Annotated in this window: 14 protein-coding genes; 9 read left to right on the plus strand and 5 right to left on the minus strand. The window is 70.3% G+C overall.

All coding sequences use genetic code 11. The features are described from left to right. The first annotated feature begins 11 nt into the window (after positions 1-11). A complete protein-coding gene (locus ED92_RS23435) occupies positions 12-12,566 on the plus strand; it encodes a toxin glutamine deamidase domain-containing protein (protein WP_037342048.1) in 12,555 nt (4,184 codons plus the stop codon). Next, complete coding sequence (locus tag ED92_RS23440; RefSeq protein ID WP_235213353.1) at positions 12,563-14,761, plus strand: ADP-ribosylglycohydrolase family protein; 2,199 nt, start codon at positions 12,563-12,565, stop codon at positions 14,759-14,761. The genes ED92_RS23435 and ED92_RS23440 overlap by 4 nt, the downstream gene beginning before the upstream one ends. A gap of 28 nt (positions 14,762-14,789) precedes the next feature. On the opposite strand, the gene ED92_RS23445 is transcribed toward ED92_RS23440, so the two are convergent. Genes ED92_RS23445 through ED92_RS23460 form a run of 4 tightly spaced genes read right to left on the minus strand, consistent with a single transcriptional unit; the run spans position 14,790 to position 17,963 of the window. Further along, positions 14,790-15,698, minus strand: coding sequence for a DUF6177 family protein (locus tag ED92_RS23445; protein WP_037342049.1), 909 nt, complete (start codon positions 15,696-15,698; stop codon positions 14,790-14,792). Further along, a complete protein-coding gene (locus ED92_RS23450) occupies positions 15,683-16,039 on the minus strand; it encodes a hypothetical protein (RefSeq protein WP_037342051.1) in 357 nt (118 codons plus the stop codon). Before ED92_RS23450 ends, ED92_RS23445 begins: the two co-directional genes overlap by 16 nt. 8 nt (positions 16,040-16,047) lie before the next feature. Continuing rightward, entirely contained in the window at positions 16,048-17,301 is a 1,254-nt protein-coding gene (locus ED92_RS23455; protein WP_037342052.1) for a sensor histidine kinase KdpD, read from the minus strand. Further along, positions 17,298-17,963 (minus strand): response regulator transcription factor, encoded by a 666-nt coding sequence (locus ED92_RS23460; protein WP_200882739.1) that lies wholly within the window; start codon positions 17,961-17,963, stop codon positions 17,298-17,300. Before ED92_RS23460 ends, ED92_RS23455 begins: the two co-directional genes overlap by 4 nt. Positions 17,964-18,122: 159 nt before the next feature. Here ED92_RS23460 and ED92_RS23465 point away from each other — a divergent pair, with 159 nt between their 5' ends. The 4 genes from ED92_RS23465 (at position 18,123) to ED92_RS23480 (ending at position 21,783) form a co-directional block, all read left to right on the plus strand. Further along, on the plus strand, positions 18,123-18,776 hold the full coding sequence (locus tag ED92_RS23465) for a helix-turn-helix transcriptional regulator (RefSeq protein WP_037342054.1): 654 nt from the start codon (positions 18,123-18,125) through the stop codon (positions 18,774-18,776). After that, on the plus strand, positions 18,776-20,425 hold the full coding sequence (locus ED92_RS23470; RefSeq protein ID WP_037342055.1) for a right-handed parallel beta-helix repeat-containing protein: 1,650 nt from the start codon (positions 18,776-18,778) through the stop codon (positions 20,423-20,425). Before ED92_RS23465 ends, ED92_RS23470 begins: the two co-directional genes overlap by 1 nt. Before the next feature lie 10 nt (positions 20,426-20,435). Beyond that, entirely contained in the window at positions 20,436-21,101 is a 666-nt protein-coding gene (locus tag ED92_RS23475) for a response regulator transcription factor (protein WP_037342057.1), read from the plus strand. Positions 21,102-21,390: 289 nt separating this feature from the next. Continuing rightward, a complete protein-coding gene (locus ED92_RS23480) occupies positions 21,391-21,783 on the plus strand; it encodes a hypothetical protein (protein WP_037342590.1) in 393 nt (130 codons plus the stop codon). Positions 21,784-21,848: 65 nt separating this feature from the next. Here ED92_RS23480 and ED92_RS23485 read toward each other — a convergent pair whose 3' ends face one another. Then, positions 21,849-22,550: an IclR family transcriptional regulator gene (locus ED92_RS23485; RefSeq protein ID WP_007031477.1), complete on the minus strand. Its 702-nt coding sequence runs from the start codon at positions 22,548-22,550 to the stop codon at positions 21,849-21,851. Between the two features lie 79 nt (positions 22,551-22,629). Here ED92_RS23485 and leuC point away from each other — a divergent pair, with 79 nt between their 5' ends. The 3 genes from leuC to ED92_RS23500 all read left to right on the plus strand — a co-directional run bounded on the left by leuC (position 22,630) and on the right by ED92_RS23500 (position 25,602). Continuing rightward, a complete protein-coding gene (gene leuC, locus ED92_RS23490) occupies positions 22,630-24,048 on the plus strand; it encodes a 3-isopropylmalate dehydratase large subunit (protein WP_037342059.1) in 1,419 nt (472 codons plus the stop codon). Positions 24,049-24,079: 31 nt separating this feature from the next. After that, positions 24,080-24,682: a 3-isopropylmalate dehydratase small subunit gene (gene leuD / locus ED92_RS23495; protein WP_037342060.1), complete on the plus strand. Its 603-nt coding sequence runs from the start codon at positions 24,080-24,082 to the stop codon at positions 24,680-24,682. Between the two features lie 254 nt (positions 24,683-24,936). Further along, positions 24,937-25,602, plus strand: coding sequence for an HU family DNA-binding protein (locus tag ED92_RS23500; protein ID WP_037342062.1), 666 nt, complete (start codon positions 24,937-24,939; stop codon positions 25,600-25,602). The last annotated feature ends 448 nt before the right edge of the window (positions 25,603-26,050 follow it).

A 26,050-nucleotide genomic window follows, 5' to 3' on the forward strand; every position in this document is an offset into this window, starting at 1 on the left:
CGCTCGCGGTCATGGAGGACAAAGCCCCGCCGTCGGGTGACTTCTGGAACCTGATCCTGTCGGAAGGCGGCGGGACCGTCGACGACTACTACCCCCCGGACAGCGCGGTACACGCGCACGAAAAGGCCGAGGGGTTCAAGGACGCCGGGCGGCAGGTACAGCAAGCCGTGACGAGGACGAACGACATCGTGACCCGCCTGCACGGCACCGCGTGGCGGGACCGTGGCGGCGCCAGCTTGCGCGATCTGGTCCAGAACAACAACAACGGCGAGAACGGCATCCATCAGATCGCCGCCGGTCTGGACTCCATCGGCGGTGCGTACGAGTCGTACGCGAACCTCCTGGTCGACGTCAAGGACAAGATCCATGACACCTACGACCGCAACCACCTGATCTACATCGCGCTGGGCTGCAATCTTCCGGGGGTGCGTGGCTACTACCGGCGGAAGCTGGCGGAAGGGGTGGCCAAGGACATCAAGGACATGATCAGCGAAACCGCGGCGAACATGCGGAACCCCAAGGAGGCGGATCCGACACCGCACGACGGGTTCTTCGGTGGTCTCTGGGATTCGGCCGTGGTGCAGTTCCAGGCGATCATCGGGCTCGCCGGATTCGGCGAGGGTGGCTGGTCCCTCTACAACATCGAGAAGTCCTGGGGAAACCTGGGCATGCTGGTCGGCGGAGCGCTGTTGTACGGCCTGGACCCGGAGGTGGGAGGGTTCCTCGACGACAAGCTGTTCAAGGGCGTACTCGGTGACACGCTCGAGGAATTCGGCAAGAACTTCGTCGACCACGGTGCCTGGGGAAAGGACTGGTGGCATGTCGCCGGTTACACCACCGGCAACGTCATCGGCCTGATCGGCACCCGAGGGGCGGGTGCGGGTATCGCCCGCGGCGCACGTGCGCTGGGGAAAGGTGCCAAAGCGGCCGACCTCACCGGATTCCCGAAAGGACTCCACAAGGTCGGGGAAGTCGTCGGCAAGGCGAATCTCACCGGTGCGGCCAAGTACGGCCTCGGCAAGGTCGCTCAGGTCGTCGACGGTGTTCGCAGTTTCCGCCGGGCCGAGGACGCCGCGCCCGGGGTCCCGCCCGCCAAGGAGACCACGCCTCCTACGCGCCCTGGCGAGCAGGCGCCGAAGGGTGACGGCCCCCAACCACCGAACCAGGGACCACCGCGCGACGGGGATCCGCCGCCTCCCAAGCCACGTGACGGTGACCCGGCGCCTCCCAAGCCGCGCGATGGCGAGCCAGTGATCCCCACGGCGCAGGAAAAGGAGCTGCTCCGCAACGGCGTCGAGCAGAACCTCCTCGACGCGCACAGCCGATCCGGCGGCAACACGGTCCCGTCTCCCCACGATCTCGTGCGGCCGTCCGAAGTCTCGCCCACTCCGTCGCACGGTGGGGCACCCCCGGAGCACCACGGTGGCGCCCCGAACCGGCACGGTGGACCGGATCCCGTGCACCAGGCGGATCGCCCGCTGTCCGAGGCCGAGCCGAAGGCGCCGTCGGAGTCCCACCGGGGCGCCGACGACACCGTGTCCCGTGACGCTCAGGCCGGGCACGCGCAGCCGAACGCGGACGCACCACCGCACGGCCTGCGTGACCAGCTCGGTCCCGGGCAAAGCGGTCTGTTCGACAAGGCGTGGGAGGAGTCCGCTCAGTCCGGCTACCCGGCGAGGGTGCGCGAGGAGTTCGCCTACTGGCGGGCGACGGGGCACGTTTCGCCCAACATCGGTCACGGCTTCCGCATGGAGGTCATCGATTCGATGCGCAAGGCGGACGTCGACCCTCCGCCGTCGAAGCTGTCCCGGGACTCCGTCACGAAGGAAGATGTCCGAGACGGCGCGATCGGGCGTGACGCGGCGGACATGACCCGGCACGATCTGAAGCACCTCGGGCGCGAGGGACCGGCGCCCGCGAAGAGTCTGGACGGTCTCCGCGACCGCGGAACCGGGCAGCCGGGGGAGACCCGCGCCGGGAAGCACGGGGAAGACGGGCCGGTCGATCGCCGGAATCCGGCCTCCGAAGAGGCAGGCCGTGGCTCGAAGGACGGCACGGCAGGTGATCGGGACGGGACGCGAGGCGAGAAGCGCGGGGACGACGGTGGTCCCCCCGATCGCGTCAAGGACGACGAGGTGGCTCTCCGCGAACGGCGCGAGCGGTTCGAGACGCCGATCGACCAGTTCGCGAAGAAGCACATGCCGGACGAATACGCCAAGCGTCACGGGGACGACGGGCCGATCGACGGCGTGGGGCCGGGCGGTGGCGAACCGATAACGCCGGCCCCGCGACCGGGTGGCGGCAGTGGTGCGGCCGCGCCGCGTCCGTCGACGGTCGGCCTCCTCGACGGTGCCGCGCCCGCGGCCGCGCACGAAGGCGCGCCCGCGCGGGGTGCCGCGGAGCACGCGGGATCGTCGACCGTGAAACCCAAGCCGTTTCCTCAGGGACCCATCGCCGGGCTGCGCGAAGCCGAACCCATGAGTCTCAGGGAGCGCGCCGCGAAGTCCGAAGACGCGCCTCCCAAGCCGGAAAAGATGAAGATCTGGCAAGTGGAGCGGCTGGAGGAAGCGGATTCGGCCCGGGTTCCCGCTGAGCCACCGGCTTCTCCACCGCCCCGTCCGCCGGGGCGGATCACCCCGGAGCCGGACGCACCGTCACGGCAGCCCGGTCGCGCGGTCGACGGTCCGGCCGCGGGCCCGGTGTCGCGAGCCATCGACGAGACGACGACTCCGCGGGAGGCTCCTCGGACGCGCCCTCCCACGGCGTTGCCCGCGGTGCGGCCACCCGAGGTCGTACCCCGCCCACCCGACGGATTCCCGGCGGCGCGGCCCGCGGAGTTCCCGCAGCCGAAGCATCTGGACCACCGGCTCGTCCGTCCGCTGGATCCCGCGCCGTCGCCAGGGCTTCCCATCGGTCCGGCGACGCACGTGCCGCCTGGCGACTTGCCCCGCCCCGCACCGGGGAAGCCGCCTGGTCCCGAGCTCCCCCTCCATCGGCCACCGCAGCCGGAAAGGCCGACGCCGATCGAGCTTCCCGCACGACCGGAGCATGATGCCCCCGCGTCGCCGCAGGGGCCCGCTCGACCTGGAGATCCCGTCGCACCGGGTGTTCCGCGCCCATCGGTCCCCGAATGGCCCGACGAGTTCCCGATGCGGATCGATCGCCCGGACCCGCTCGCGCCGGAGATCCCGGCCTGGCCCGGCAGGGACGACGGTGCCGTCGACCCGGAAACCGATCCCTTCGCCGAGGTCCCGCCCGAAGTGCTGGAGCGACTGACCGACTCGGAGCGCGAGGCGCTGCGGAACCTGGCCGCGGGGCTCGGCTGGAACGCGGCGCAGGTGCTGCACCGCGTTCTCGACGAGATCATCGACCGGCTCGTCCTGCACCCCCGGCCAGGCGAGCCGCGCCGGGTGATCTCCCGTAACGCCGAACTGGGCGAAAAGCTCAAGTTTTTGGAGGAGTACGAAGAGCGCGAATGGCTCGGCGAGCGGCTGGCCGAGTTGACCGGCACTCGGCCGGAGAAACCGAGGATGGTTCGACCGGAACGCGGCGGCGGCGGGATTCTCGCGCCCCGGAGCATGCCGATTTCGCTGGGCCCTTGGGGATTCGCCGACGCCGCGGTGCGGGAGCAGCAGGAGATCGACGCTCTTCTGCGGTTCGCGGCGTATCTGGCCGATCCGGTGAACAACCCGCTCAGCGACCGCGAACGCGCGGCGATCCGCGAGATCCTCGCCTACCGTGCTCAGCGGGTGCGCGGGGAAGACCCGGCGCTGGACACCTTGTACGAGCTCATCCTGGAGAATCCCGACTGGCTCGCCGGCGCGGAGATCGAGGGCGAGCCCAGGCCCGTGTTCGACGAACGGGGCGAGCCGACCGGGATGGTGGAGGTCGACGGCAGACTGGCCGGGCTCACCGGCTTGCGGATCCTGATCATCCCGGCGCGCGACCTCCGGGAGGGCTCCGCGGCCCGCGGCGAAGCGGTGGACCGGGCCAGGATCTGGCTCGACGCGGCACCGGACGGCGTCCGGAACAGCGTCGTGCTCGACGGCAGGTACCCGAAGGACAAGGATCCCGAAACGACGTCGCTGTCCCAAGAGTTGATGGACCTCGGTTTCGAGGCGGTGTTCCAGCACCGCGAGTTCCATGGCAGGGAAGCGAAAGCGGCTCCGTACGAGGTGCTGGACTCCCTGCCGCACACGACGAATTCGTTCCCGGAGAAGGCGACGGCGATCGCGGACCGGCCGATGCGTTCTCCGGGACTGGCCAAGGCCCTGGGCGAGGAAGCGGCGGTGAGGGCGAGGCAGTTCGTCGAGCGGCACTCGCCGGAGCGGGCGCTCGCGGGCGATCTGAGCCGGCTGGACAACGGGCAGCTCACCGACGCGCTGCTCGTGGGCGCCGAGATCGTCCATGTCGTGCGCCCGGACCTGGACGCGCACGGCAGGCCCACCGGTTTCCCGTGGGTCGTGGTCCGGCTCGCCGACGGCAGCCTGGCACGAATCCTGACGGCCGATCTCCGAGGAGCAGGCGACGGCGCCCACCAGGATCTGCTGCGGCGGGCACGGGAAGATCTCGCGAACCGGCCCTTCGGCAAACGCGATTTCCTGGTGGTCAACGGCGCGGCGGTTTGGACCGACCAGCCCGGCCTGCGGGAGATCGCCCGGCAGCTGACGGAAGGTCCGGGGCGACGGTTCGCCGGCGTGCTGTATCGCCAGAACTGGGAAGGACCGAGAACGCCGGGGAAGGATTCGCCGTTCACCCTCCTGACGCCGAACCCCCGCCTCAAGGGCAAACTGCTCGCCGCTCCTCCCCGCGAGCCGGTGGTGACGGAGCCGGCGAACGAGCCCCCGGCGCCGAAAGAGATCACGGAAGCCGACCGGCTGGCCGAGTTCCGCGCGCTGGCCGACGGCATGGCCGGGCTGTACGAGCGACTCGCCCAGGAGGCGGGGCCGTCGGTCGCTCCGGACGACGTCTTCGCGGTGTTCAGGGAGAACAACCCGGAACTGTTCGCCCATCTCGAGGAAGCAGGCGCGGCGGCAGGCGTCGACGCGGGCAGGCTGGCCGATCTGCTGGGTGAGGGCATCGAGCGGCGGGAATGGTCCGCGGCGGCACCGGAGAATCATCTGGACAACGTGGCGCTCGGCATCGGGCGCGGCTGGGACCTGACCGGCCCGGAACGCGAACACCTGGCGGCGATGGACGCCTACGCGCCCGAACTCCCCGCCTTCCGTCGCGAGTTCGGCGCACTTCTCGACCGGGTCCGGCAGACCATGCCCGAAAACCTCGAGCAGTTGCTCAGGGATCTCGGCGACGAGGCGTACTCCATCGACGAGAAGATGCTTCTCGCGAAGAAGTACTTCGCCGTCTTCCTCGACGCCGGCGACAAACCCGGTTCGCATCCTCCGGACAAGCTGCCGAGGCAGCTCGAAGAGGCCGCCCCGTTGGTGTCGGCCCTGCTGGAGCAGGAAGCCGCGCTGGGCACGCTCTCGCCCGAGGCGGTCCAGCGGCGGACGACGTCGTGGGCGGGCTTCGTCGCCCAGGCCGCCGAGCTGCGTGACTCGATCGCCGCCGCCGAACGCACGCAGGATGTGCGGCCGGTGCTGAAATCGCTGCGCGCCCTCAGCGACTCCCTGCGTGCCTACGCCAGGGAGCATGCGGGTTCTCCCGTGCCCGCCTGGGCGGAGGTCGCCGGTTTCGATCTCCTCGACCCGCACCGGATGCGTTTCCTGCAGCCGTCGGTGACCGAAAACGGCCGGTTCGACGTGGTGACCCGAGCGATCACCCGCCATTGGCTCGAAGTGATGTTCGGTCCGGAAGGAGTGGATTTCGCGCACGGCCTCACCGAGACGGCGGTGCCTTGGCACGGCCCGTCGATCGCGAACCATCCCAAGCGGGACGCGATCCGGGCCGAGATCGGCGAAGAGAAGCCCTTCGATCAGCTGAAGCGGCGCGCGGTGGCACTGCCCGAACTGGGGCTGAGCCTGATCCGCCCGGAGGTCGGACTCGGCGAGCTCGTGACCACTCTGGTGCACGAGTGCGTGGTCCACGGGATGCAGGAGCCGAAGCCCGTCAACCTGTACCGGGGCCTTGCCGGTGAGTGGTTCGAGACCCTGATCCACGCTTCGCACGAGTTCCAGGGGCGCAGCGGCGAACTGCTGGCGGTCGAGGCGTTGCGAGCCGGGACCGAGGGGTCGGTCGTGCCACGGGAACTGCGCGCCGACGTCGTTCCGCCTTCGTTGCGGGTGCCACCGTCCGAATGGGACGCCTTCTGGATGGGCCGGGTCATCGGCATCGAGTCCGGTCGCCTCGGCGAAGCCGGCCGGGCCGCGCTGTTCGGGCAGCAGGTGGAGATCGGCTTCGGTCACGAAGGCGACGCCGCCCGGATCAGGCGGGCCGTCACCGATCCGCTCCACCCGCGCATCGAGACGCCGGCCGTCCAGGAGTTCAAGGCCGATCCGGCCGCCTTCTCGGCCAAGTACCCGCCACCTTCACCGGCGATCCGGCCGGAAATGCCACCGGCCCCGCCACGGCCGCAGATCGGTCCGGGGGACCTGATCTGGCCGGATCCGATGATCGGCGGGCATCGCACTCCCGACTTCGGTGCCCCGTGGCAACCGGGGAAGCGACCACGGCATCCCCAGCGCCAGGCACCGCATCCCCGGCGCGGCGGAGTGTCCCTCCCGCCGGGGCTGCCCGACTCACTGGCGGGCTTCTGGACGGCGCTGCGGCCGGGGGACCGCCGTGCGCTCGCGGATCTCGCCGCGGAGGTGGGACCGAGGGCCGGGCTTCCCCTGCTGAAGAACTTCACCACGTTGCTGGCACGAAAGAACGGCTTCCCGGTGAAGACGGGCGAAGCACTGGCCCACTGGCTGGCACAGGTCGCCCCTCCGGCGGGACTCCCGCCCGAGTGGTCCCCGGTCTGGCACGCGCTCCCGGCCACCGTGCAACACGCTTTCTCTGAGCTGATCACCGCCGCCGGCGCGGCCGCGGCAACGGGCGAACTGATCGAGCGGGTCGCCGGTCTGACCGCCCAGCAGGGCGGGATCCTCGAACAGATCGCGGACCTACGAGGGCATCCGGAGCGCATCGGCGTCCTCGCCCGGCAGCTGACCGCGGCGATCGCCTCGTTGCCGTCGGCCGCACCGGCGGTGCCCCCGGCACTCCGGCCCGCTCCCACACCGGTCGCGGCGGACCCGGTCGCCATCGAGGCGGGCAAGCCGGTGCAGGGGAAGATCCGCCCCGAGAAAGTCCTGGAGGCGTTGTGGCGCACGTTCCCCGAAGCGGTGAAGGCCGCCGGGATGACGATCGTCGGGCAGGACCCTCGGTCGATCACGGTCGCCGATCCACGAGGGCGGAGGATCGATGTCGTCCTCGACCTCGCCGATCTCGAGGACGCGGCGGGCCAGTGGTCGGTATCGCGGCGCTACCCGGGCCAGAGCCCGGTGCTAGGGACGATCAGGATCGCCGCTTCGACCCGGATGCCGCTCGGCGTCGCCCTCCGCGTGGGCGTGCACGGCCTCGTCGCCGGGTACGCGCACCTGACGGGAGAACCCACCGCCGACCCCGGCGCCAGGTTCCTGAGCCCGGAAGGGAATCTGGACGGCCTGCCGCGGCCGACCGCCGCCGACCGTGGCTATCTGGCCCAGCTCGTCGTCCTCGGACGTGCCTTCGACGCCGCGAAGTGGAACCTTCCCCAGCGCTACCGCCTCCGGAAGGAGATCCGGGACGTGATCGGCAAACTCGGTCTCGACCCGAACCAGGCCGACCATGGATACCGCCTGGCCGCGCTCGGACGCGAACCCGTCACCTTGATGATCAAGCGTCACCTCCCGCCCAAGGTCACGGACGGCTACCCCGCGACGCGGACCCATATAGCCACGGGTCTCATCACCGGTTTCCTGCCCTCGGGTAGCGCGGCGGTGGTCTTCGCGGCGTCGGGATCGCCGGCCAGCGGCGTCGCGTGGGGCGTTTTCGGTCTGGTCAACGCCGTCTACGGCGGGTTCCTCGCCCGTGAGTGGGAGATCAAGAAGGACGCGCAGGTCGCGGAGGTACGGAAATACGACGCCAAGGCCCGCGAGATCGACGCCGTCGCGGCGCCCGCCGAGCGGGTGCGTTCGCTGCTGGAAGTCCTGGGCTGGGCTCCGGAAGAAGGCCCCGGCGTCCCGGCGGCCAAGCAGGCGATGGGTCCCCGGCCCGACCTCGCCCAGCCCCTGCGCAAACACGGGGCACGGTTCAGCGTCCCGCAGTTGACGGCGCTCGGCGCGGGGACCGCGGCCGCCGTGCCCTTCGAAATCTGGGCGAGCACGGGGATCGGGCTGGCCTCTTGGCTCAGTCTCACCGTGTACGCGGTCGGCGCCGCGGTCTTCCTGCCCCTCGCCGAGCGCGCCCGTACCCGCGTCCAGAAAGGGGCGGAACTCAAGGAGATCGACAAGCGGGCCAGGGGACTGGACAAGGCCGAGGCCGACGTCTACGCGGCCATGGGGCAGCGGCTCGGTCTGGAGCGGCCGCCGGAGCCGGGCGAGATCCCCGACCCGCACGACGTCAGCCGGTCCATGCCCGAACTGGGCATCATGGCCAATCTGCCGGACTTCTCCCAGTACTTCAGCGAGATCGTGCGGCGAGGGCTGCGGCCCACCGCGTCGGGCACGATCGACAACACCGCGCTGCTGTCCCAGCATCTGACGTTGTTCCAGGCGCTCGGTGCCTATGGAGCGGGGAAGAGCCTGCTCATGCTGCCGATCGCGATCTGGCAGCTGAACAAGCTGGACCAGCTCGAGCTCGGGTACACAGTGGACAGAAGGTTCTTCGACGAGCGGGACATCCGGCGGTTGATGCGGCCGGACGTGTTCGCGGAGCGCATGGCGTTGCTCGAACAGGTCGAAAAGATGATCGCCCCGCGGCGGCCCGGCCTGTTGCGGCGGTTCCGCGAGGCGCTTCCCTTCATCGGGCAACCGCGGCCGGAACCGGTGCGCTCGGTCGTTCCGGGCGCGCCGGCGATCGAGACGCGGCCGAAGTTCGCGCCGCGCGCCGAGTTCATGAAGACCTATACGAGGATTTCGATCGTCAGCACCGGGGTGACCATCGGTTTCGTGGAGGTGTTCGGGGTCAGCCAATCGCTGGCGCTGGCCGCGCTGACGGCGGGCCTGTACGGGCCGGTGATCGGCTGGCGCAAGTGGTGGCACCGGAAACACGAACTGGCACTGAGCGACAAGGACATCGCCGAGACCAACAAGGTGAAGGCGGCCGAACGCGTCGCGACGCAGATGGCGGCGTCGGCTTTCGTGGACTCCCAGGTGGTCCTCTCCGCCACGACCGTGATGGCGGAACTGGAGCGGCCAGGCCGGTCGGCCGCCCCTCAGACCGGACCGGTGGGGACGGCCGCCCCTGAGTTCACCGCGATCAGGATCGACGTGCACGACTATCCGCACGGGAACTGGGCGGGTACTTACCAAGCCGCCCTTCATGACCTGCGGAGTTCGCTCGGCGCGGAGGCGGCGCGACTGGACCCGAACCGTCCACGACGGGATTGGGGTGACTACCGGACGCTCGGTGATCGGCGGCTCGCGATCGCGGAACTCGTCGCCCTCGCCGAACGGGCGGCGACCTATCTGGCCGACTATCACCGGACCGGGAACGGCCTGCCGGTCTGGGAAGCCAACGCCGACCTGAGCAACGCCGTCGACCGGTACCTCTGGCTGTACTCGCCCGAGTGGCCGAAGGAACTGGATCCGGCGCCGGACGCTCCTCGTCGTCCTGAAGACGATCCGGAGGTGAAGCAGGCCGAAGAAGCGGCCATGAGGCATCTCCAGTACCGCGATCCGCAGCTTCGGCACCCTGGGGGGTGGGAGGGCCGATCCGGGCGAGCGGACGGCCGGAATCCCAGGCTTCCGGAGAGGCACGACATCGCGCGATACATCCGGGAACATCACCCCCAACTGCCTCTCGTGAATCCGAAGTATCACGCGCCCGACGCGTACCTGGACGGCTACCGGACCAACTGCACCCGCGCCGTCGTCTACTACGTGCGAAGGCTGCGCGGTGAGGACGTGACGGCCCCACCGCTGGGTCCGGCGGATTCCGCCGCGCTGGGCACTCTGGAGTACGTCTCGGATCGGCTCGGCGGCACCTGGGAGCACGGTCACGGCACGGATTACGAAAGCGTCGTCGCCGCGATGCTGCGCCGCCCTCCCGGCGCGATGGCCGTGCTGGCGGTGGAATACCGCCTGGCGGGCGGACAGCCGAAACGGCATGTCGCGCTGGTGGCCAACGACGGGGGCAGGGTCGTTTTCCTCGATCCTCAAGACGGCTGGCTGCTGAGCCTGCCGAAGGAACCGGTCGGTGTGGCCCTGTTGCCCTTCACCGATGCGGAACTGCCTCCCGCCGGTGCGCCGGCGGGCGCTCGGCCGCCGACCGGCGATCTTCACCTGCCGGAGCCTCGGAAGGCCGCGGTCCCGTCGGCGGGGAACGGGTATCGCGGCAAGGAAGACGAAGTGCGGCTCGGTCCGGCCGAGGTGGAAGCCGCCTCCGCGCGGGAGACCGGCCATGCCGCCTACCGGGAGAACGCCGGATCGGCGGCGGGGCCGTATCGGGAATCCGCACTGTTCCGGACGACGCGGCGCAACGCACTGCCCGCGATGCACGCGAAAACCGTGATCGGCCGGTGGCCCGCAGCCGTTTCCTACCTGCTCTCGAAGTATCCCCAGGTGCCCGCGACCAATCCGCACTACTACTCGCCGGACGCCCTCGACGACGGCTACCTGACCAACTGCACCCGTGCCGTCGTCTACTACGTGCGGCGCCTGCGCGGCGAAGACGTGACGGCGCCACCGGTGCCACTGGAGCGGTTATTGGAGATGTCGAGCCTGGAGTACATCTCCGACCGGCTCGGCGGGACGTGGGACCACGGTCACGGCACGAGTTACGACAGCGTCATCGTCGCGATGCTGGACCGGCCGGTGGGGGCGCTGGCCGTCATCCACGTGACCTCGACCGAGCGCGGCGGTTCGGTCCGCGACCACGTCGCGCTGGTGAGCCGGGACGAGAACGGGGTCGTCTTCCTCGAGCCGCACAACGGCTGGCTGATGCGCTTGCCGAAGCGGGTGACCGGAATCGGCCTGCTGACCTTCACCGACGCGGAGCTGCCCCCGCGCGGAGACGCCGAGATCTTCACCGCGGCGACGGCCGAGGTGGCGCGGCGTGGCGCGGACGAGATCCTGCGGGAGAGCGTGCTGGCGTCTCCTCCTGGTCCGATCGACCTGACCGACGCGCAGTGGGCGGCCGTCCGGGCCGTGCGCGAGCGTGTCGACGGCATCCCGGACGAGCTCCCCACCGCCGAGTTCCGGCCGGAGGACCGGGAAAGCGTGAACGAACTCGCCGATCGGCTGGCGGAGGCCGCCGGTGGCACCTCGGGCCACGGTGACGCCGAGACGGTCGCCGCGTTCGTGGTGTTCGAGAAGGTGTCCTGGGCTTACCAGGCGTTGGACGTCCTACGGGAGCGGCTCGACGCAGAGCCGATGGAGATCGTGGGCCTCGAAGACCGGTTCTTCCGGCCGCGGCACGACGGCTACCGCGATCTCCGGCTGGTGCTGCGGCTGCCGAGCGGGAACCTCGCCGAACTCCACTTGCGGCTCAGGGCGATCGAGGAGGTCGCGGAGACCGCGCGTGCGCTCGACGAAACCGTCGGCACGCTCGTCGGCCGGTCCGAAGAACAGACGCGGCCGTTGACGCGTGAAGAGGAGGCGCTGGAGGTGGTGATCCTGCGTCGCAGGTCCGAATTGTTCGACGAGGCGACGAAACGTGGCCTGCCCGCGCCTCCGCCGCCGGGACCGGAAACGTTCGGGGACGCGGCCGAGGCCGCGATGGCGTCGGCCGAACCGGTCGACTGCGTCGAGTTCGGTGACGGGCGCCAAAGCGCCAACACCACCTATCACCTGACCTACGCCGGCCATCCGCGCACCATCTACAAACCCGCGTCGGGGGAGACCCGGGCACTCGGAGGGCATCTTCCGTTGGCAGGACAGGGATTCCGTGAGAACGCCATGTACCGGCTCGCACGGGCCGTCGGCTCGGACGCCGTCCCGCCGACCGCCTACATCGACGGCCCGCTGGGGCCCGGTTCCAGCCAGATGTGGCGAGGGGATGCCGGCCCCGCACTGGAAGTGACCGCCTATCCGCGTGAGCAACAACAGCTGATCGCCTTCCTGGACTACGTCGCGGCCAGTTCGGACAGAAGCCCGAGCGACTGCCTGACCGGCCCGGACGGGGAAGCGATCGTGATCGACAACGGCCAGTCCTTTCCGGACTACGCCGATCCGCTGGTCGGGATCAGGTCCGGCTTCGTGGCGGCCTGGTTCGATGAGCCGTTCGACGACGCCGTACTCGCGGCGATCCGGGCGATCGACCCGGCTTGGCTCGTCCGGATGCTCCTCGCGACCGGAATCGGGGATGAGGCGGCGGAGGGCGCGCGGGAACGGCTGGAGGAGATCCAGCGGCTGGGCCGGATCGCCGGGCAGACCTGGTCCGCCCGTATCTGGGACCACGAGTGGAAACTGGTGAGGGAGTTCAAGTGAGGGACACGGCGGGAGGACTGATCGTGCGGGCTTCCGAAGCGATCGCCAAGGTCGAACAGTGGCTGAGGGCAGGGAATCCGGTCGACCTGACCGCCGGGGAGCACGCGGTACGGGTCGATCACCAGAACCTGCTGCGAATTCCGGAGGGCTGGTTCGTGCCCTACGACGCGGTTCGCGCGTTGGACGGCGGCGAACGGCTGGCGGCGCTCGTTCCCAAACCCGCGTTGATCGTGCGCGAGGACGGGAGCCTGCGTCATCCGGACCCTGGGCCCGACGGCACCGGGCCGAGTGTCGCGGTGGCCGTCGCCGGTCATGACGACTGGCAGGAGATCCTGGAACCGGAGTTCGCGCGGAGCGGGGTGGCGCACCTCGGTGTCCCGGTGAGCGCGATCATGGCCTGGCGCAAACGAGGGCCTGACGGCGGGGAGATCCGGGTCAACCCGGACTACCGGCTCGGGCCCGAACGGCTCGGGCATCCGGCCATGGACACCACCGCGGAGCAGTTGCTCGGCTGCTGGGAGACGGGGCGGTTCGACCGGGCGCGCTACCTGGCCGGCCTGCTGACCGCGGAACTCTACTGCCCCCTCGACCACCGGACCGGGCAACCCCTCGCCGCGCTGTGGCAAGAGCAGCCCCGCGTGCTGACGGTGTTCAGCTCCCGCAGGCGACTGCCGCCCGGCACCGCGAAATGGGTGCGAGCGGACGTGCTGTCACTCGCCGCGGAGTTCCCCGGAACCGGGTTGGCGATCAATCCGGGTGCCTTCCCCTCGGACGTCGTCAGTGCCGTCGAACTCGCGCGGACCCGCGAGCAGTGGCCGAATTTCCGGCCTGCCGTCCGGACCGTGGAACTGTCGCCCGAATACTCGGCGGAGGTGGCGAAAGCTGCGGATGAGATAAGGGTGGAACTCGGCCTCACCGAACCCGTCTCCGGACTGGCGGAAGCGGCGGGCAAGGCCAGGGCCGCCGGATTCGAACTGTCCACTGAAGACTGTGTGCGGTTCGTCCGCGGCCGGGCCTGGGAGCAACGCAACGGGGTGGCACCCACCGGGGTCGACTCGCCGGACGACGACGTCTCCGGCCAGTCGTGGCCGTCCGACCTGCGGGCCAACGGGCTGGCCGCGGGGTACGACGCGGCGGGCAGGGTCCGGCCGCACGCGGCGACTTCCGGCAAGTTCTTCCGTCAGGACGCCGACGGCACGGATTTCGCCTGGCACCGCGTCGCCGGCGCCTTCGCCGGGTTCGCGCTCGGGGAGTCGCTGGGGGCCGCCGTGGACACCCTGAGCCTTCCGGAGATCCGCGCGCGGTTCGGCGAGGACGGGATCCTGGAACCCACCGGGACGATCGGCCCGCTCACCCGGCAGTTGCTGTTCCACACCGAGGGTTTGGTGCGCGGGCTGCCCGCCCCGTTCGGCGGCGCCGCTCCCGGCGGGCTGATGGCGTTGGGTGCCTTGTCCGTGCGGCGCGGGCAAGACGCGCAGCGGGGAGTGCGCGATGGTTGGCTCTCCCACGTCCCGGAACTGTGCGTGCCGGGGGACGCCGGGCCGTCGACCGCCGACGACGTCGCCTTCCTCGTACCGGGATTGGTCGCGGCGCTCTGTGGCGGTGGCCCGGAATCCGATGTGGACACCGCGGCGCAGGTGGGCCGCCTGCTGGCCATGGGCGGCGGCGCAGACGGTCCGACCGCCGACGCGGCCGGGGTGGTCGCCGCCCTGTTCGGCCGCTTGTTCCGGCGCGGGGAACCGTCACCGCCGCATACCCTGCTCCAGGAGATCACCCGGCGCGGTCCCGCACCCGGCCCGGTGACGGACATCCTGGCCAACGCGGTGCGCGCGCGCAAGGAACTGGTCCGCACTGACCCCGAAGAACTGGACGCCGTGGGCAGGGGCGACACCGCCGTCGACGCGTTGGGCCGGGCCATGATCGCGGTGACGCGCCGGTTCTTCGACCCACGGTGGGCGATGCAGGCCGCGGTCGACCACGCGGGCCGCAGCGCGATCACGGGTGCGATCGCCGGCGCGGTGGTCGGCGCGCGGACCGGCATTCCCGGCCTGCCGCCCGGATGGTTCGACCGGCTCGCGGCCGCCGACCTGGTGGAAACCGTGGCCGGGGACGCGTTCTGGCACTTCTCGGCGCAGCCCCCGTCGACGGATCGGCGCTATGCCGCGGAATGGGCCCGGCGCTACCCGCGCACCTAGCCGACAACGCGGTTCCGCCGCGGAAACCTCACGACCACCGGAGGATCTCGTCCAGCTCCTCGGAGGGGGAACGACGGCCGGAGCCGAGCCGGAACCAGGCGGCCTCGCGGCCCGGCATGCCGAGCATCTTCACCTCGGCGGCCGGAGGAGGCTCCTTCGCTCCGACGGTCTCGTGCCCGACGAGGAGGCCGTAGGGGACGGCGGGCAGCGTCGGTGTGCTCGACCGCAGGCCGCCCCGTCTGCCGGGATGGGTGGTGACCAGCATCTGCCGTACGAGGGGGGCCAGTGCCGTGGCCAGCGTTTCGATGGCCTCCTGCCGTACCGTTCCGGCCGCCGGACCGGCGAGTTCGATCTCTTCGAGCACGCCGCCATCCACTGTGGACACCCGCAGTCGTCCGGTGATCCCCGGACCGACGACGACCAGTCCGCTCGGTTCGGGCGCGTGGTCCCGGCAGAACGCGGCGACTTCGGCCGCCGACCAGGGTTCGGTCGCCGGCTCGGCGACACCCCAGCCGGTCGGTTCGGCGCCGGTGAGCACCGACACGACCGCCTGGACGATCTCGCCGAGCCGGAGCGGTTGCCCGGCCGGGTGCAGGGCGGTGATCCGCACCTCCACTTCTCCCGAGCCCACCGTGGCGTCGGGAGGGGAAGGTGAAGCACCAGGCTCGCGCACGAACCGGCCACCGTTCCAGGTGAGCGGGATTCCGCTGAGACCCTCGCGATGCCGCCCTCGGCCGTCGCGTACCACCCACTCGCCCCCGACCTCCGAGAGCAGCTTTTCGAGCGGATAGGTGATTCCGCTGTCGTCGGCGGTGACCACCTGGAGCGTCCGCCCGGATTCGACGGCCGCCCAAGCGGCGTCGATCAGTCTGGGGGAGGCGGGGACCACGGTGCGGAACTGCTCGAAGACCAGCGCTTCCCTCAGCGGTTCGACCATGTCAGCCCTCCGGTCCCGGCGACCAGCGCGGTGGTGAACGTCCTGGCGACGGCCTCCGCTTCGGGATCGCCGTCGGGAGCGTGGACTTCCACCCACCACACCGGATGCGGCACCTCGACGTCGTCGCCGATGCCGAGCACCCGCCGTGCTTCGCCGTGGACCCGGACCAGGTGGACGTCCTCGACGGTGGCCATGAGCCTGCCGTCGGGGTGGAGCAGCCGGATGAGCGGCCGCTCGTCACGGATGTCCGCGCCGAGTTCCTCCCCGGCCGCCGCCAGCGCGGGCAGGACGGTCGCGGGACCGGGTTCGTCGCGGCACAAGCCGATGATGTCGAACGTCATGCCACTCCTCAGTTCGGGCTGACCGGGAACCGCAGTTCGAAGATCGCGCCGCCCTCGTCGGCGTTGTACACCGCGAGCGTGCCGCCGTGCGCCTGCGCGACCCACCGCACGATCGACAGCCCGAGCCCGGAAGACCCGCCGGTGCTGGCGAACCGGTCGAACGCGTCGCCCGCCATGGTCGTGTCGATCCCCGGGCCGTGGTCGGCGACGGTCACGGTGCCGCCGGCGACGGTCAGGTGCACGAACGCCTTCGCGCCCGGGTGGCGGCCGTAGCGCATGGCGTTGTCGAGAAGGTTGCCGATCGCCCGTTGCAGCAGCGCGGGATCGGCGTTGACCTTCGTGGGCGCGGCGGTGACGGTGACTTCGGCGCCGTCGGTCGCGGTGTCCTCGACGATGCCCACCACCAGCTGATCGAGCCAGATCGGCTGGATGCTCAGCTGTTCCACGCCCGCGGCCAGCCGGGCTCGGACGAGCAGGTCGTCGATGATCCCGCCCATCCGCGCGGCGAGCCGGACGGTGCGCGGCAGGAGTTCCGCGGACTGCGCGGGGTTGGCCATCGCGGTTTCGGCGAGCGCGCGCAGGGCGGCGACGGGGGTGCGGAGGTCGTGCGCGGTTTCGGCGAGCAGGACTTCCTGCTGCTGCAGGGCCGCGGCCGCGGGGCGGATCGAGCGGCCGGACAGCAGGTGGCCCGCGAAGCCGAGGATCGCGACCAGCAGCACGGTGCCACCGATCACCAGCAGCGTGAACCGAGTGTGCGCGGAGTCTTCGGCCTCGGTGGACTGCACCGCGACGACGGCCGCGAACGTCTTGCCGTCGCCGTCGCGCAGCGGTTCGGCACGGACCTTGACCATGGCGCCGTCGGACGCCTTTTGGTGCCCCTGCACCAGCTTGCCGGTCTTCACCGCCTCGGTCGCCAGGGCGTTCAGCAGCTGCGTGCCCATCGGGACGCAGTTCGCCCGGGAGAAATGCGGCTGGAACGCGGGCGCCCCGCCGGACAGGATCGCGAACTGGGGGCAGCGGTCGTTCAGCACGTCGGTGTTGACCAGACCGAAGCCGACGGTGCCGTCGAATTCGACCAGCCTGCTGACCGAAGACGTGACCTGGGTCAGCGCGGCGTCGATCCGTTCGTCGCCCTGGTCGCCGTCCTCGTTGATGAGCAGCCACGCGAAGACGACCAGCCCCAGCGTGTTCATCACAGTGAACAACGCCGTCAGCGTCCAGCGCAGCCTGCGAAGCCGGTCGGCCGAGGAGTGGGTGTTCACCGGGCGCCCAGCCGGTAGCCGAGGCCGCGGACGGCGTGGATCAGCTCGGGTTCCTTCAGCTTGCGGCGCAACCGCTTCACCACCACATCGACCACATTGGACATCGGATCGGCCTGCGCGTCCCAGCAGTGCTCGATCAGATCGGCCCGCTGCACGGGCAGGCCCGCCCTGGTGAGCAGGTATTCGAGCACCGCGTACTCCTTGTTGGTCAAGGTGAGCAGCACGCCCGCGCGCCGCACCTCACGCCGCGCGCAGTCCATCACCAGATCTTCGTGCTGCAGCACCGATGGCCGGTCGAACGCCGACCGGTGGCACAGATTCGCCACCCGCTCGGTCAGCTCGGCCATCACGAACGGCTTCACGAGGTAGTCGTCGCCGCCGTGCTCGAAACCCGCCACCCGGTCGGCGAGCGCGTCGCGCGCGGTGAGGAACAGCACCGGCGCCCGCCAGCCCAGCTGCCGCCGCATGTGCACGTAGTCGATGGCGTCGCCGTCCGGCAGCATCCGGTCCAGCACCACGCAGTCGTGGTGCGCTCCGCGCAGCAGCCGGTCCGCGGTCGCGATGTCGCCCGCCTCGTCGACGACGAAGCCGGCCGCGCGCAGCTGCGTGACCAGTGCGAGCCGCAGATTCCCGTCGTCTTCGACGACCATCACCCGTGTCATCAAAACCTCATGTTCGGACAGCGAAAGTAGACGCGTGCAGTTCCCGGTGCCCCTGAACGCTAACGCGTCGGGTGCCCGTGACCGCCCCGGTGGCGGGGAACTGGCATGAACAGGACGTCGTCGGCGGCACCGCGCCGGGGGAAGAGGGAGGTACCTGCGATGACCGTGCAGACCGGCCAGCTCAGTCTGGTCACGGGAGCGGGCCCGGGCGGCGACCGGGCGGGGCTCGGCGAACTGCTCGCGGAAGCGACCGGCGAGGTGCTCGTCATGAGCACGGGAACGGGCACCGCGTTCCAGCGGATCGCGCTCGGAGGCGTGCGCCCGGGCGTACGCCACAAGGTGCTCTTCCCCGACTCCGCACGGATGTCCGGCGCGCTGAACCGGATGTCGCGGGCGGGCGCCGAGGTGCGGACCGACGCCGAGGTCCCGATGGACGCGCTGGTGATCGACCGGACCTCGGTCGTCCTCCCGGCGGAAGGCAGGCAGGCCGGTTCCGCGGTGTTCCGGCTGCCCGGTGTGGTCACCGCGACGGTCGGGCTGTTCGAGCGGATCTGGCAGGCCGCCGCCCCGCTCGTCCCGCTGGATCTCCCCGAATCCGAGAACGCTTCGATCCTGACCTGCCGCGAACAGGAACTGCTGACGCTGCTCTTCTCCGGCACGACCGACGAATCCGCCGCCGCGCGGCTCGGCGTCTCGGTGCGGACGGTGCGCCGGATGGTCGCCGACATCATGAACCGGCTCGGTGCCCGCAGCCGTTTCCAGGCCGGTGCCAAGGCCGTCGACCGCGGCTGGCTGATGGCGAAGGCGGGCTGATGACCACCTCGACCTCCGGCCGCGTCCTGCTGGTGGCCCAGCGGCCCGGCGCGTACCCGACCATCGGCGACGCGCTGGTGGACGCGTCCGACGGCGCCGTCATCACCATCGCGGGCGGCGAATACGCCGAGACCGTCGAACTCGCCGGTCTCCGGGTGACGTTGGCCGCGGCGGACGGCGCCACCGTCGTCGTCGACGGTCGAGGGGCCGACCGGCCGGTTTTCCGCACCACAGGAGGAGCTCTCGCGCTCGAAGGGATCGAAGTCCTGGCGGGCGGCGCTTCCGCGATCCAGGCCGACGACACGGAACTGACCGTCCGGAACTGCACCGTCTCCGGCGGCCGCGGTCCGGCGATCGCGATCCGCGGCACGACGGCGTTCGCCGTGAGCGGTTGCGTGATTTCGGCTGCGGAGCAGGGGATTCTCGTCGACGGTTCGCCGGGGAGGATCGAGGACACCACCGTCGAAGACGTGCTGGGGGACGGGATCACCGTCGGACAGGGCGCGGATCCGGTCGTCACCGGATGCACGGTGACCGGCTGCGGGCTTAGGGGCGTCTACGTCTACCAATACGCCCGGCCGGTCGTCGAAGGCTGCACCGTCTCGCACACCGGTCACGAAGGCATCGCCGTGGCGCACCACGGGGTGCCGGTGATCAAACGGTGCACGGTCACCGACACCCGGGGCCCGGGGATCTCGTTCGCGTCCGGTTGCGGTGGCGAGATCTCCGCTTGCCGGGTCTCGAACACGGCGGAACCGGGGATCGCCATCGCCGAAGGGGCGACGCCGACGGTCGGGGAGACCGCGGAGCCCGGCGCGGTGGGGGACGACGCGTTGGACGAGATGCTCGCCGAACTCGACTCGATGATCGGCCTTCCCGGGGTCAAGGAAGAAGTCCGTTCGCTGGTCGACGAGTTGCAGGTCAACGAATGGCGCCGCCGGGCCGGGCTGCCGGTCGGGGCGGCCGGGCACCATCTGATCTTCGCGGGCGCGCCCGGCACGGGGAAGACGACGGTCGCCCGGATCTACGGCAAACTGCTGAAGGCGCTGGGAGTCCTGCCGGTCGGCCAGTTCCGAGAGGTGTCGCGCCGGGATCTCGTCGGGCAGTACATCGGGCACACCGCGGAAAAGACCGCGACGGTCTTCGAGGAGGCCAAAGGCGGGGTCCTGTTCATCGACGAGGCGTACACGCTCACCCGGCTCGCCGGCTCCGGCGGCGATTTCGGCCAGGAGGCGATCGACACCCTGGTGCCGTTGATGGAGGAACATCGCGACGAGGTGGCGGTGATCGTGGCCGGGTACACCGGCGAGATGGTCGATTTCCTCGCCGCCAACCCCGGTCTCGCGTCGCGCTTCGGCAAGACGATCGAGTTCGAGAACTACAGCCCTGACGAACTGCTCGCCATCTTCGGTCGGATGGCGTCCGCCGGGGACTACGAACTCGATCCCGCCGCCGGCCCGGTGCTGACCGGCCATTTCCGGCGCGTTTCCGGCGACGTCAACTTCGGCAACGCGCGGGACGCGCGCCTGCTGTTCGAGAAGGCGCGTACGGCTCAGTCGCAACGTTTGCGGCTGCTGGGCCGGATGCCCGCGATCGAGGAACTGCGCGGGTTGCACGTGGCCGACGTGGAGGCCGCGATCACGCGATAACGTTTCCGGTGTGCGGGTGCTGGTGACCGAGGACGACGAGAACTTGCGGGTGGCGCTGGAATTCGCGCTGCGCGGCGACGGCTTCGCGGTGGACACCGCCGCCGATCTGCCGGGCGCGGACGAAGCGTTGACGGTGAACGCGTACGACTGCGCTGTGTTCGACCGGATGCTGCCTTCGGGTGACGCACTGGCCTACGTCCGCAACCGGCGCAGCGCCGGCTGGCCGATGCCGGTGCTGTTCCTGACCGCCCGCGACAGCGTCGCTGACCGGATCGACGGTTTACGCGTCGGCGGCGGCGACTACCTGGTCAAGCCGTTCGCTATGCCGGAACTGATCGCGCGGGTGCGCAGCCTTTGCCGCCGCGACATGGCCGGGCAGGCGGTGATCCTGCGTTGCGCCGACGTCGAACTCGACACCGGCAGGCACCAGATCTCGCGGGCGGGCGTGCTGCTCACCGTGACCCGCAAGGAGTATCTCGTCATGGAGCGGCTGATGGCCGCGACCGGGCGGCCGGTCTCGCGGCGGGAACTGATCCGGTACGCGTGGGACGAGATGGCCGATCCGGCGTCCAACGTGCTGGACGTCGTCATCGCGCGCCTGCGGCGGAAGCTCAAGGACCCGCCGCTGATCCACACGGTGCGAGGGTCCGGTTACCGCATGGCGCCGCTTCAGTAGGCCGGAGGAATCGTTGCCTCACCAGTCCCCGCCGCCTCGTGAGTCACAGAGCTGACGTGACGGGATGGACGACACGCGTGCTCCAACGGACGACACGCGTGATCGAACCCGGCCGCGCCCCGTGTCGTCCGTCCAGTCACGCTTGTCGTCCGTCTGATCACGCGTGTCGTCCCTCCTGTCACGGGAAACCGCCGCCCGGCCCGCCCGAATGAGACCGTCGACACCCCGCGCGCCCCGGATGTGCCATGCTCGACAGCGCACGAGGCGGCGAAACCGAGAGGTGACGAGGGTGTCCATCTGGGCAGGCGTGATCAATTTCGTCCGGGCGCGGTACGAGGTGCTCGAAGAGCGGGACGGCTGGCTCCGGTTCCGCGTCGACACCGGCGACGGCCGCGGCCAGCAGGTGTCCTTGCACCACTTGCCCGACCACGACGGCGCGGAGTGGGTGGAGATCTCGTCTCCGGTCGGCTGGGCCGACAAGATCGACCTGCGGCGCCTGCTCGAACTGGCGGGCGGTGATTCGGTCGGCGGCGCGGCGGTGGTCGACGGTGTCGCGCTGCTCAAGCACACGATCCCGCTGGTCGACCTGAATCTGGTCAACGAATTCGAACATCCGCTGAACTCCCTCGTCACGCGTGCCGACACCCTCGAACACGAGCTGACCAAGGCCGACGAGTTCTGATAGGACCCTTCGGAAGTACGTGAAGGCCCCCTGCGCCGCAGGGGGCCTTCACTCGTTTCGAGGGGTCAGAGGCGCTCCTGCAGCGCGTCCGCGGCGGCGAGGAGGTCCGCGGCCCAGCGTGCCCCCGGCTTACGCCCTATCCGTTCGATGGGCCCGGAAACCGACACCGCGGCGACGACGGTGCCCGTCGAATCCCGTACCGGCGCCGAGACACTCGCCACACCCGGTTCCCGTTCGGCCACGCTCTGGGCCCAGCCGCGACGGCGGACTTCGAGCAGGGTGCGCTCCCCGTACACCGCCTCGGTGAGGATCGTGCGCTGGGTGTGCGGATCCGACCACGCGGCGAGCACCTTCGCGCCGGAGCCCGCGGTCATCGGCAGCCGTGAACCGATCGGCACCGTGTCACGCAGCCCGCTCGGCGGTTCCGCCGTCGAAACGCAGACGCGCTGGACGCCGTCGCGGCGGTACAGCTGAACGCTTTCGCCGGTGATGTCGCGCAGTTTCGGCAACACCGAACTCGCCGCGTCGAGCAGCGGGTCGGTCGAACCGCCCGCCAGTTCCGCGAGTGCGGTACCCGGGCGCCAGCGGCCGTCGGGGCCGCGCCGCAACAGGCGATGCACTTCGAGGCCGACCGCGAGCCGATGCGCCGTCGCGCGCGGCAAACCGGTCCGCGTGCACAGTTCCGCCAGGCCACAAGGATCTTCGGCCACGGCCTGAAGCACGGCCACGGCCTTGTCGAGTACTCCGATACCGCTATGCTGTCCCACAAGCCGATACTATCTTCCCGAAGTTTGAGATGTCCAGATGGTGGGAAGCACCTATTCCATCGCATGTGAGGAGCCGGAAATGCCCCGGACACTGGCCGAGAAAGTGTGGGAGTCGCACCTGGTGCGGCGCGGCGAGGGGGCCGAGCCCGACCTGCTCTACATCGATCTCCACCTGCTGCACGAGGTCACCAGCCCCCAGGCGTTCGACGGACTCCGCCTGGCCGGACGGAAACTGCGCCGCCCCGACCTCACCATCGCCACCGAGGACCACAACGTCCCGACGATCGACATCGAGCTGCCGATCGCGGATCCCGTTTCCCGTACCCAGGTCGACACCCTTCGCGCCAACTGCAAGGAGTTCGGCGTCCGGCTGCACCCGATGGGCGACGCCGAGCAGGGCATCGTGCACGTCATCGGCCCGCAGCTGGGCCTGACCCAGCCCGGGATGACCGTGGTGTGCGGTGACAGTCACACTTCGACGCACGGTGCCTTCGGCGCCATGGCGTTCGGCATCGGCACCTCCGAGGTCGAACACGTGATGGCCACGCAGACCCTGCCGCTCCGTCCATTCAAGACGATGGCGATCACGGTCGACGGGCAACTGCGGCCCGGTGTCACGGCGAAGGACATCATCCTCGCGGTGATCGCGAAGATCGGCACCGGCGGCGGGCAGGGCTACGTCCTCGAGTACCGCGGCGAGGCCATCGAAAAGCTGTCGATGGAAGCCCGGATGACGGTGTGCAACATGTCCATCGAAGCCGGCGCGCGCGCCGGGCTCATCGCGCCGGACGAGACGACGTTCGCGTATCTGAAGGGCCGTCCGCACGCGCCGCAGGGCGCCGATTGGGACGCCGCCGTCGAGAACTGGCGCGAACTCCGCACGGACGACGACGCCGTCTTCGACGCCGAGGTGCGCCTGAACGCCGACGAGCTCACGCCTTTCGTGACCTGGGGCACGAACCCGGGCCAGGGGCTCCCGCTGGGCGCCGAGGTGCCCGACCCGGAGCGCATCGGCGACGAGAACGAGCGCATCGCCGCTGAAAAGGCCCTGTCCTATATGGACCTGAAGCCGGGCACGCCGCTGCGCGAGATCGCGGTGGACACCGTCTTCCTCGGCTCGTGCACGAACGGCCGCATCGAGGATCTGCGGGCCGCCGCGGACGTCCTGCGCGGGCACAAGGTCGCCGATTCGGTGCGGATGCTCGTGGTCCCCGGCTCGATGCGCGTCCGCCAGGCGGCGGAAGCCGAAGGGCTGGACCGGGTCTTCACCGAAGCGGGCGCGGAATGGCGTCAGGCGGGCTGCTCGATGTGCCTCGGCATGAACCCGGACCAGCTCAAGCCGGGCGAGCGCAGCGCGTCGACCTCGAACCGCAACTTCGAAGGCAGGCAGGGCAAGGGCGGCCGGACGCATCTGGTGTCGCCGCTCGTGGCGGCCGCCACGGCCGTGCGGGGAACGCTGTCCAGCCCCGAAGACCTCCAGCCCGCCGCCGCTCGCTGACATCGCTGACATCCGCGAAGGAGTTCCCAACATGGACGCGTTCACCCACCACACCGGCGTCGGGGTCCCGCTGCGCAGGTCCAACGTGGACACTGACCAGATCATCCCGGCGGTCTACCTCAAGCGCGTGAGCCGCACCGGCTTCGAGGACGGGCTCTTCGCCGCCTGGCGGTCCGACGAGTCGTTCATCCTCAACCAAGAGCCCTTCAAGAACGGGTCGGTCCTGGTCGCGGGCCCGGACTTCGGCACCGGTTCTTCCCGCGAGCACGCGGTCTGGGCCTTGATGGACTACGGCTTCCGGGTCGTGATCTCCTCCCGGTTCGCGGACATCTTCCGCGGCAACTCGGGCAAGCAGGGCCTTGTCGCCGCTCAGGTCGAGCAGGCGGACGTCGAACTGCTGTGGAAGCTGCTCGAAAACGAGCCCGGCACGGAGGTCACGGTGGACCTCGAGTCGAAGACGGTACGGGCCAAGGACTTCACCGCGCCCTTCCAGATCGACGACTACACCCGCTGGCGGCTCCTCGAAGGGCTCGACGACATCGCCCTGACACTCCGCCACGCGGATGAGATCGACACTTTCGAGACCGGGCGCCCCTCCTGGAAGCCCGTGACCCTCCCGGCGGCCTCCTCCTAGGGCCGGTCGAAGGGGGGCGGATTCCCTTGCTGAGCAGGGAATCCGCACCCCGGCCGGGGGGCTTGGACACCGCCCCGAAACCACACCGAACGGCACCTCCGGAGGCCCTCAAGGGGTCCCTCGGGAGGCGGAACAGCCCCCGAGACAAGGGAAATTTCCGCGCGTCGTTTGGAATTTGTGCTGCATTGGTAATACCGTGTGCGCTAAGTCGGCCGACGGGGCCGTGTACAAGTAGTTCTTCTTGGAGGACTGGAATGGCCAACAAGGCCCAGCTGATCGAGGCGCTGTCGGAGCGCCTGGGCGACAAGAAGGTCGCGTCGGAGGCCGTCGATGGCCTTGTCGACATCATCATCCGGACGGTCAACAAGGGCGAGAAGGTGAACATCACCGGCTTCGGTGTGTTCGAGAAGCGCGCCCGCGCCGCCCGCACCGCGCGGAACCCGCGCACCGGTGAGACCGTTCGCGTCAAGAAGACCAACGTGCCCGCGTTCCGCGCCGGCACGACCTTCAAGGACGTCATCAGTGGTTCGAAGAAGCTGCCGAAGGCCACCGCTGTGAAGCGCGCGACCGCCGGCACCGCGACTCGTTCCACCGCCACCCGCGCGACGACGACCCGGACGGCCGCCAGCCGCCCGGCCGCGACGCGTTCCACGACCACGCGGACCCGCGCCGCCGCCACGACGACGCGCGCCGCCGCGAAGCCGGCCGCCAAGGCGACCGCGACCAAGGCCGCGGCCAAGACGACCGCGACCAAGGCCGCGCCGAAGACCGCCGCCAAGGCCACGACTCGCGCCACCACGGCCAAGAAGGCGACCGCCACCAAGGCCGCCGCGAAGCCGGCCGCCAAGGCGACCGCTGCCAAGGCTCCCGCGAAGAAGGCTCCGGCCAAGCGGACTTCGGCTGCCGCGAAGAAGAAGTAAGCTCCCTCTCCACGAGTGAGCCAACGGCAAGGCCCCGCGCATCGCGCGGGGCCTTGCCGCATTTTCCGGGGCCTCTGTTCAGCCCTCACGCGCTCGCGCGCGGTCTCCGGGGATCTTGTCCCGCCACGGATCCGCGGCCGCCCTGTGGGCGAATGTGACGCGATTCTCGTGTTTCCGGCCGAAGTCGCGGAAAAGAATCCGCTTCGATCGTCACTCCGATGGACGCATGGTCCCGGTGATCGGCTCCACAGTGGAGCGACGTGCGCCGGTTCGCCTCGACACCGCCGGAGTAGGCGCGTCACCCACGTGGGGGAGCCGCGCCGTCGGATTTCCTTGAGGGGCCAAGCCTGACGCGAGGGTTGCGAAAGCCACTTTCGCAACCTTCAACGTTGCGAAAGCCACTTTCGCAACGGGGAGGCGCGGCGGGCTCGGCCGACGTGGAGCGCGC

Source organism: Amycolatopsis sp. MJM2582, from assembly GCF_000754115.1.
Lineage (GTDB): Bacteria > Actinomycetota > Actinomycetes > Mycobacteriales > Pseudonocardiaceae > Amycolatopsis > Amycolatopsis japonica.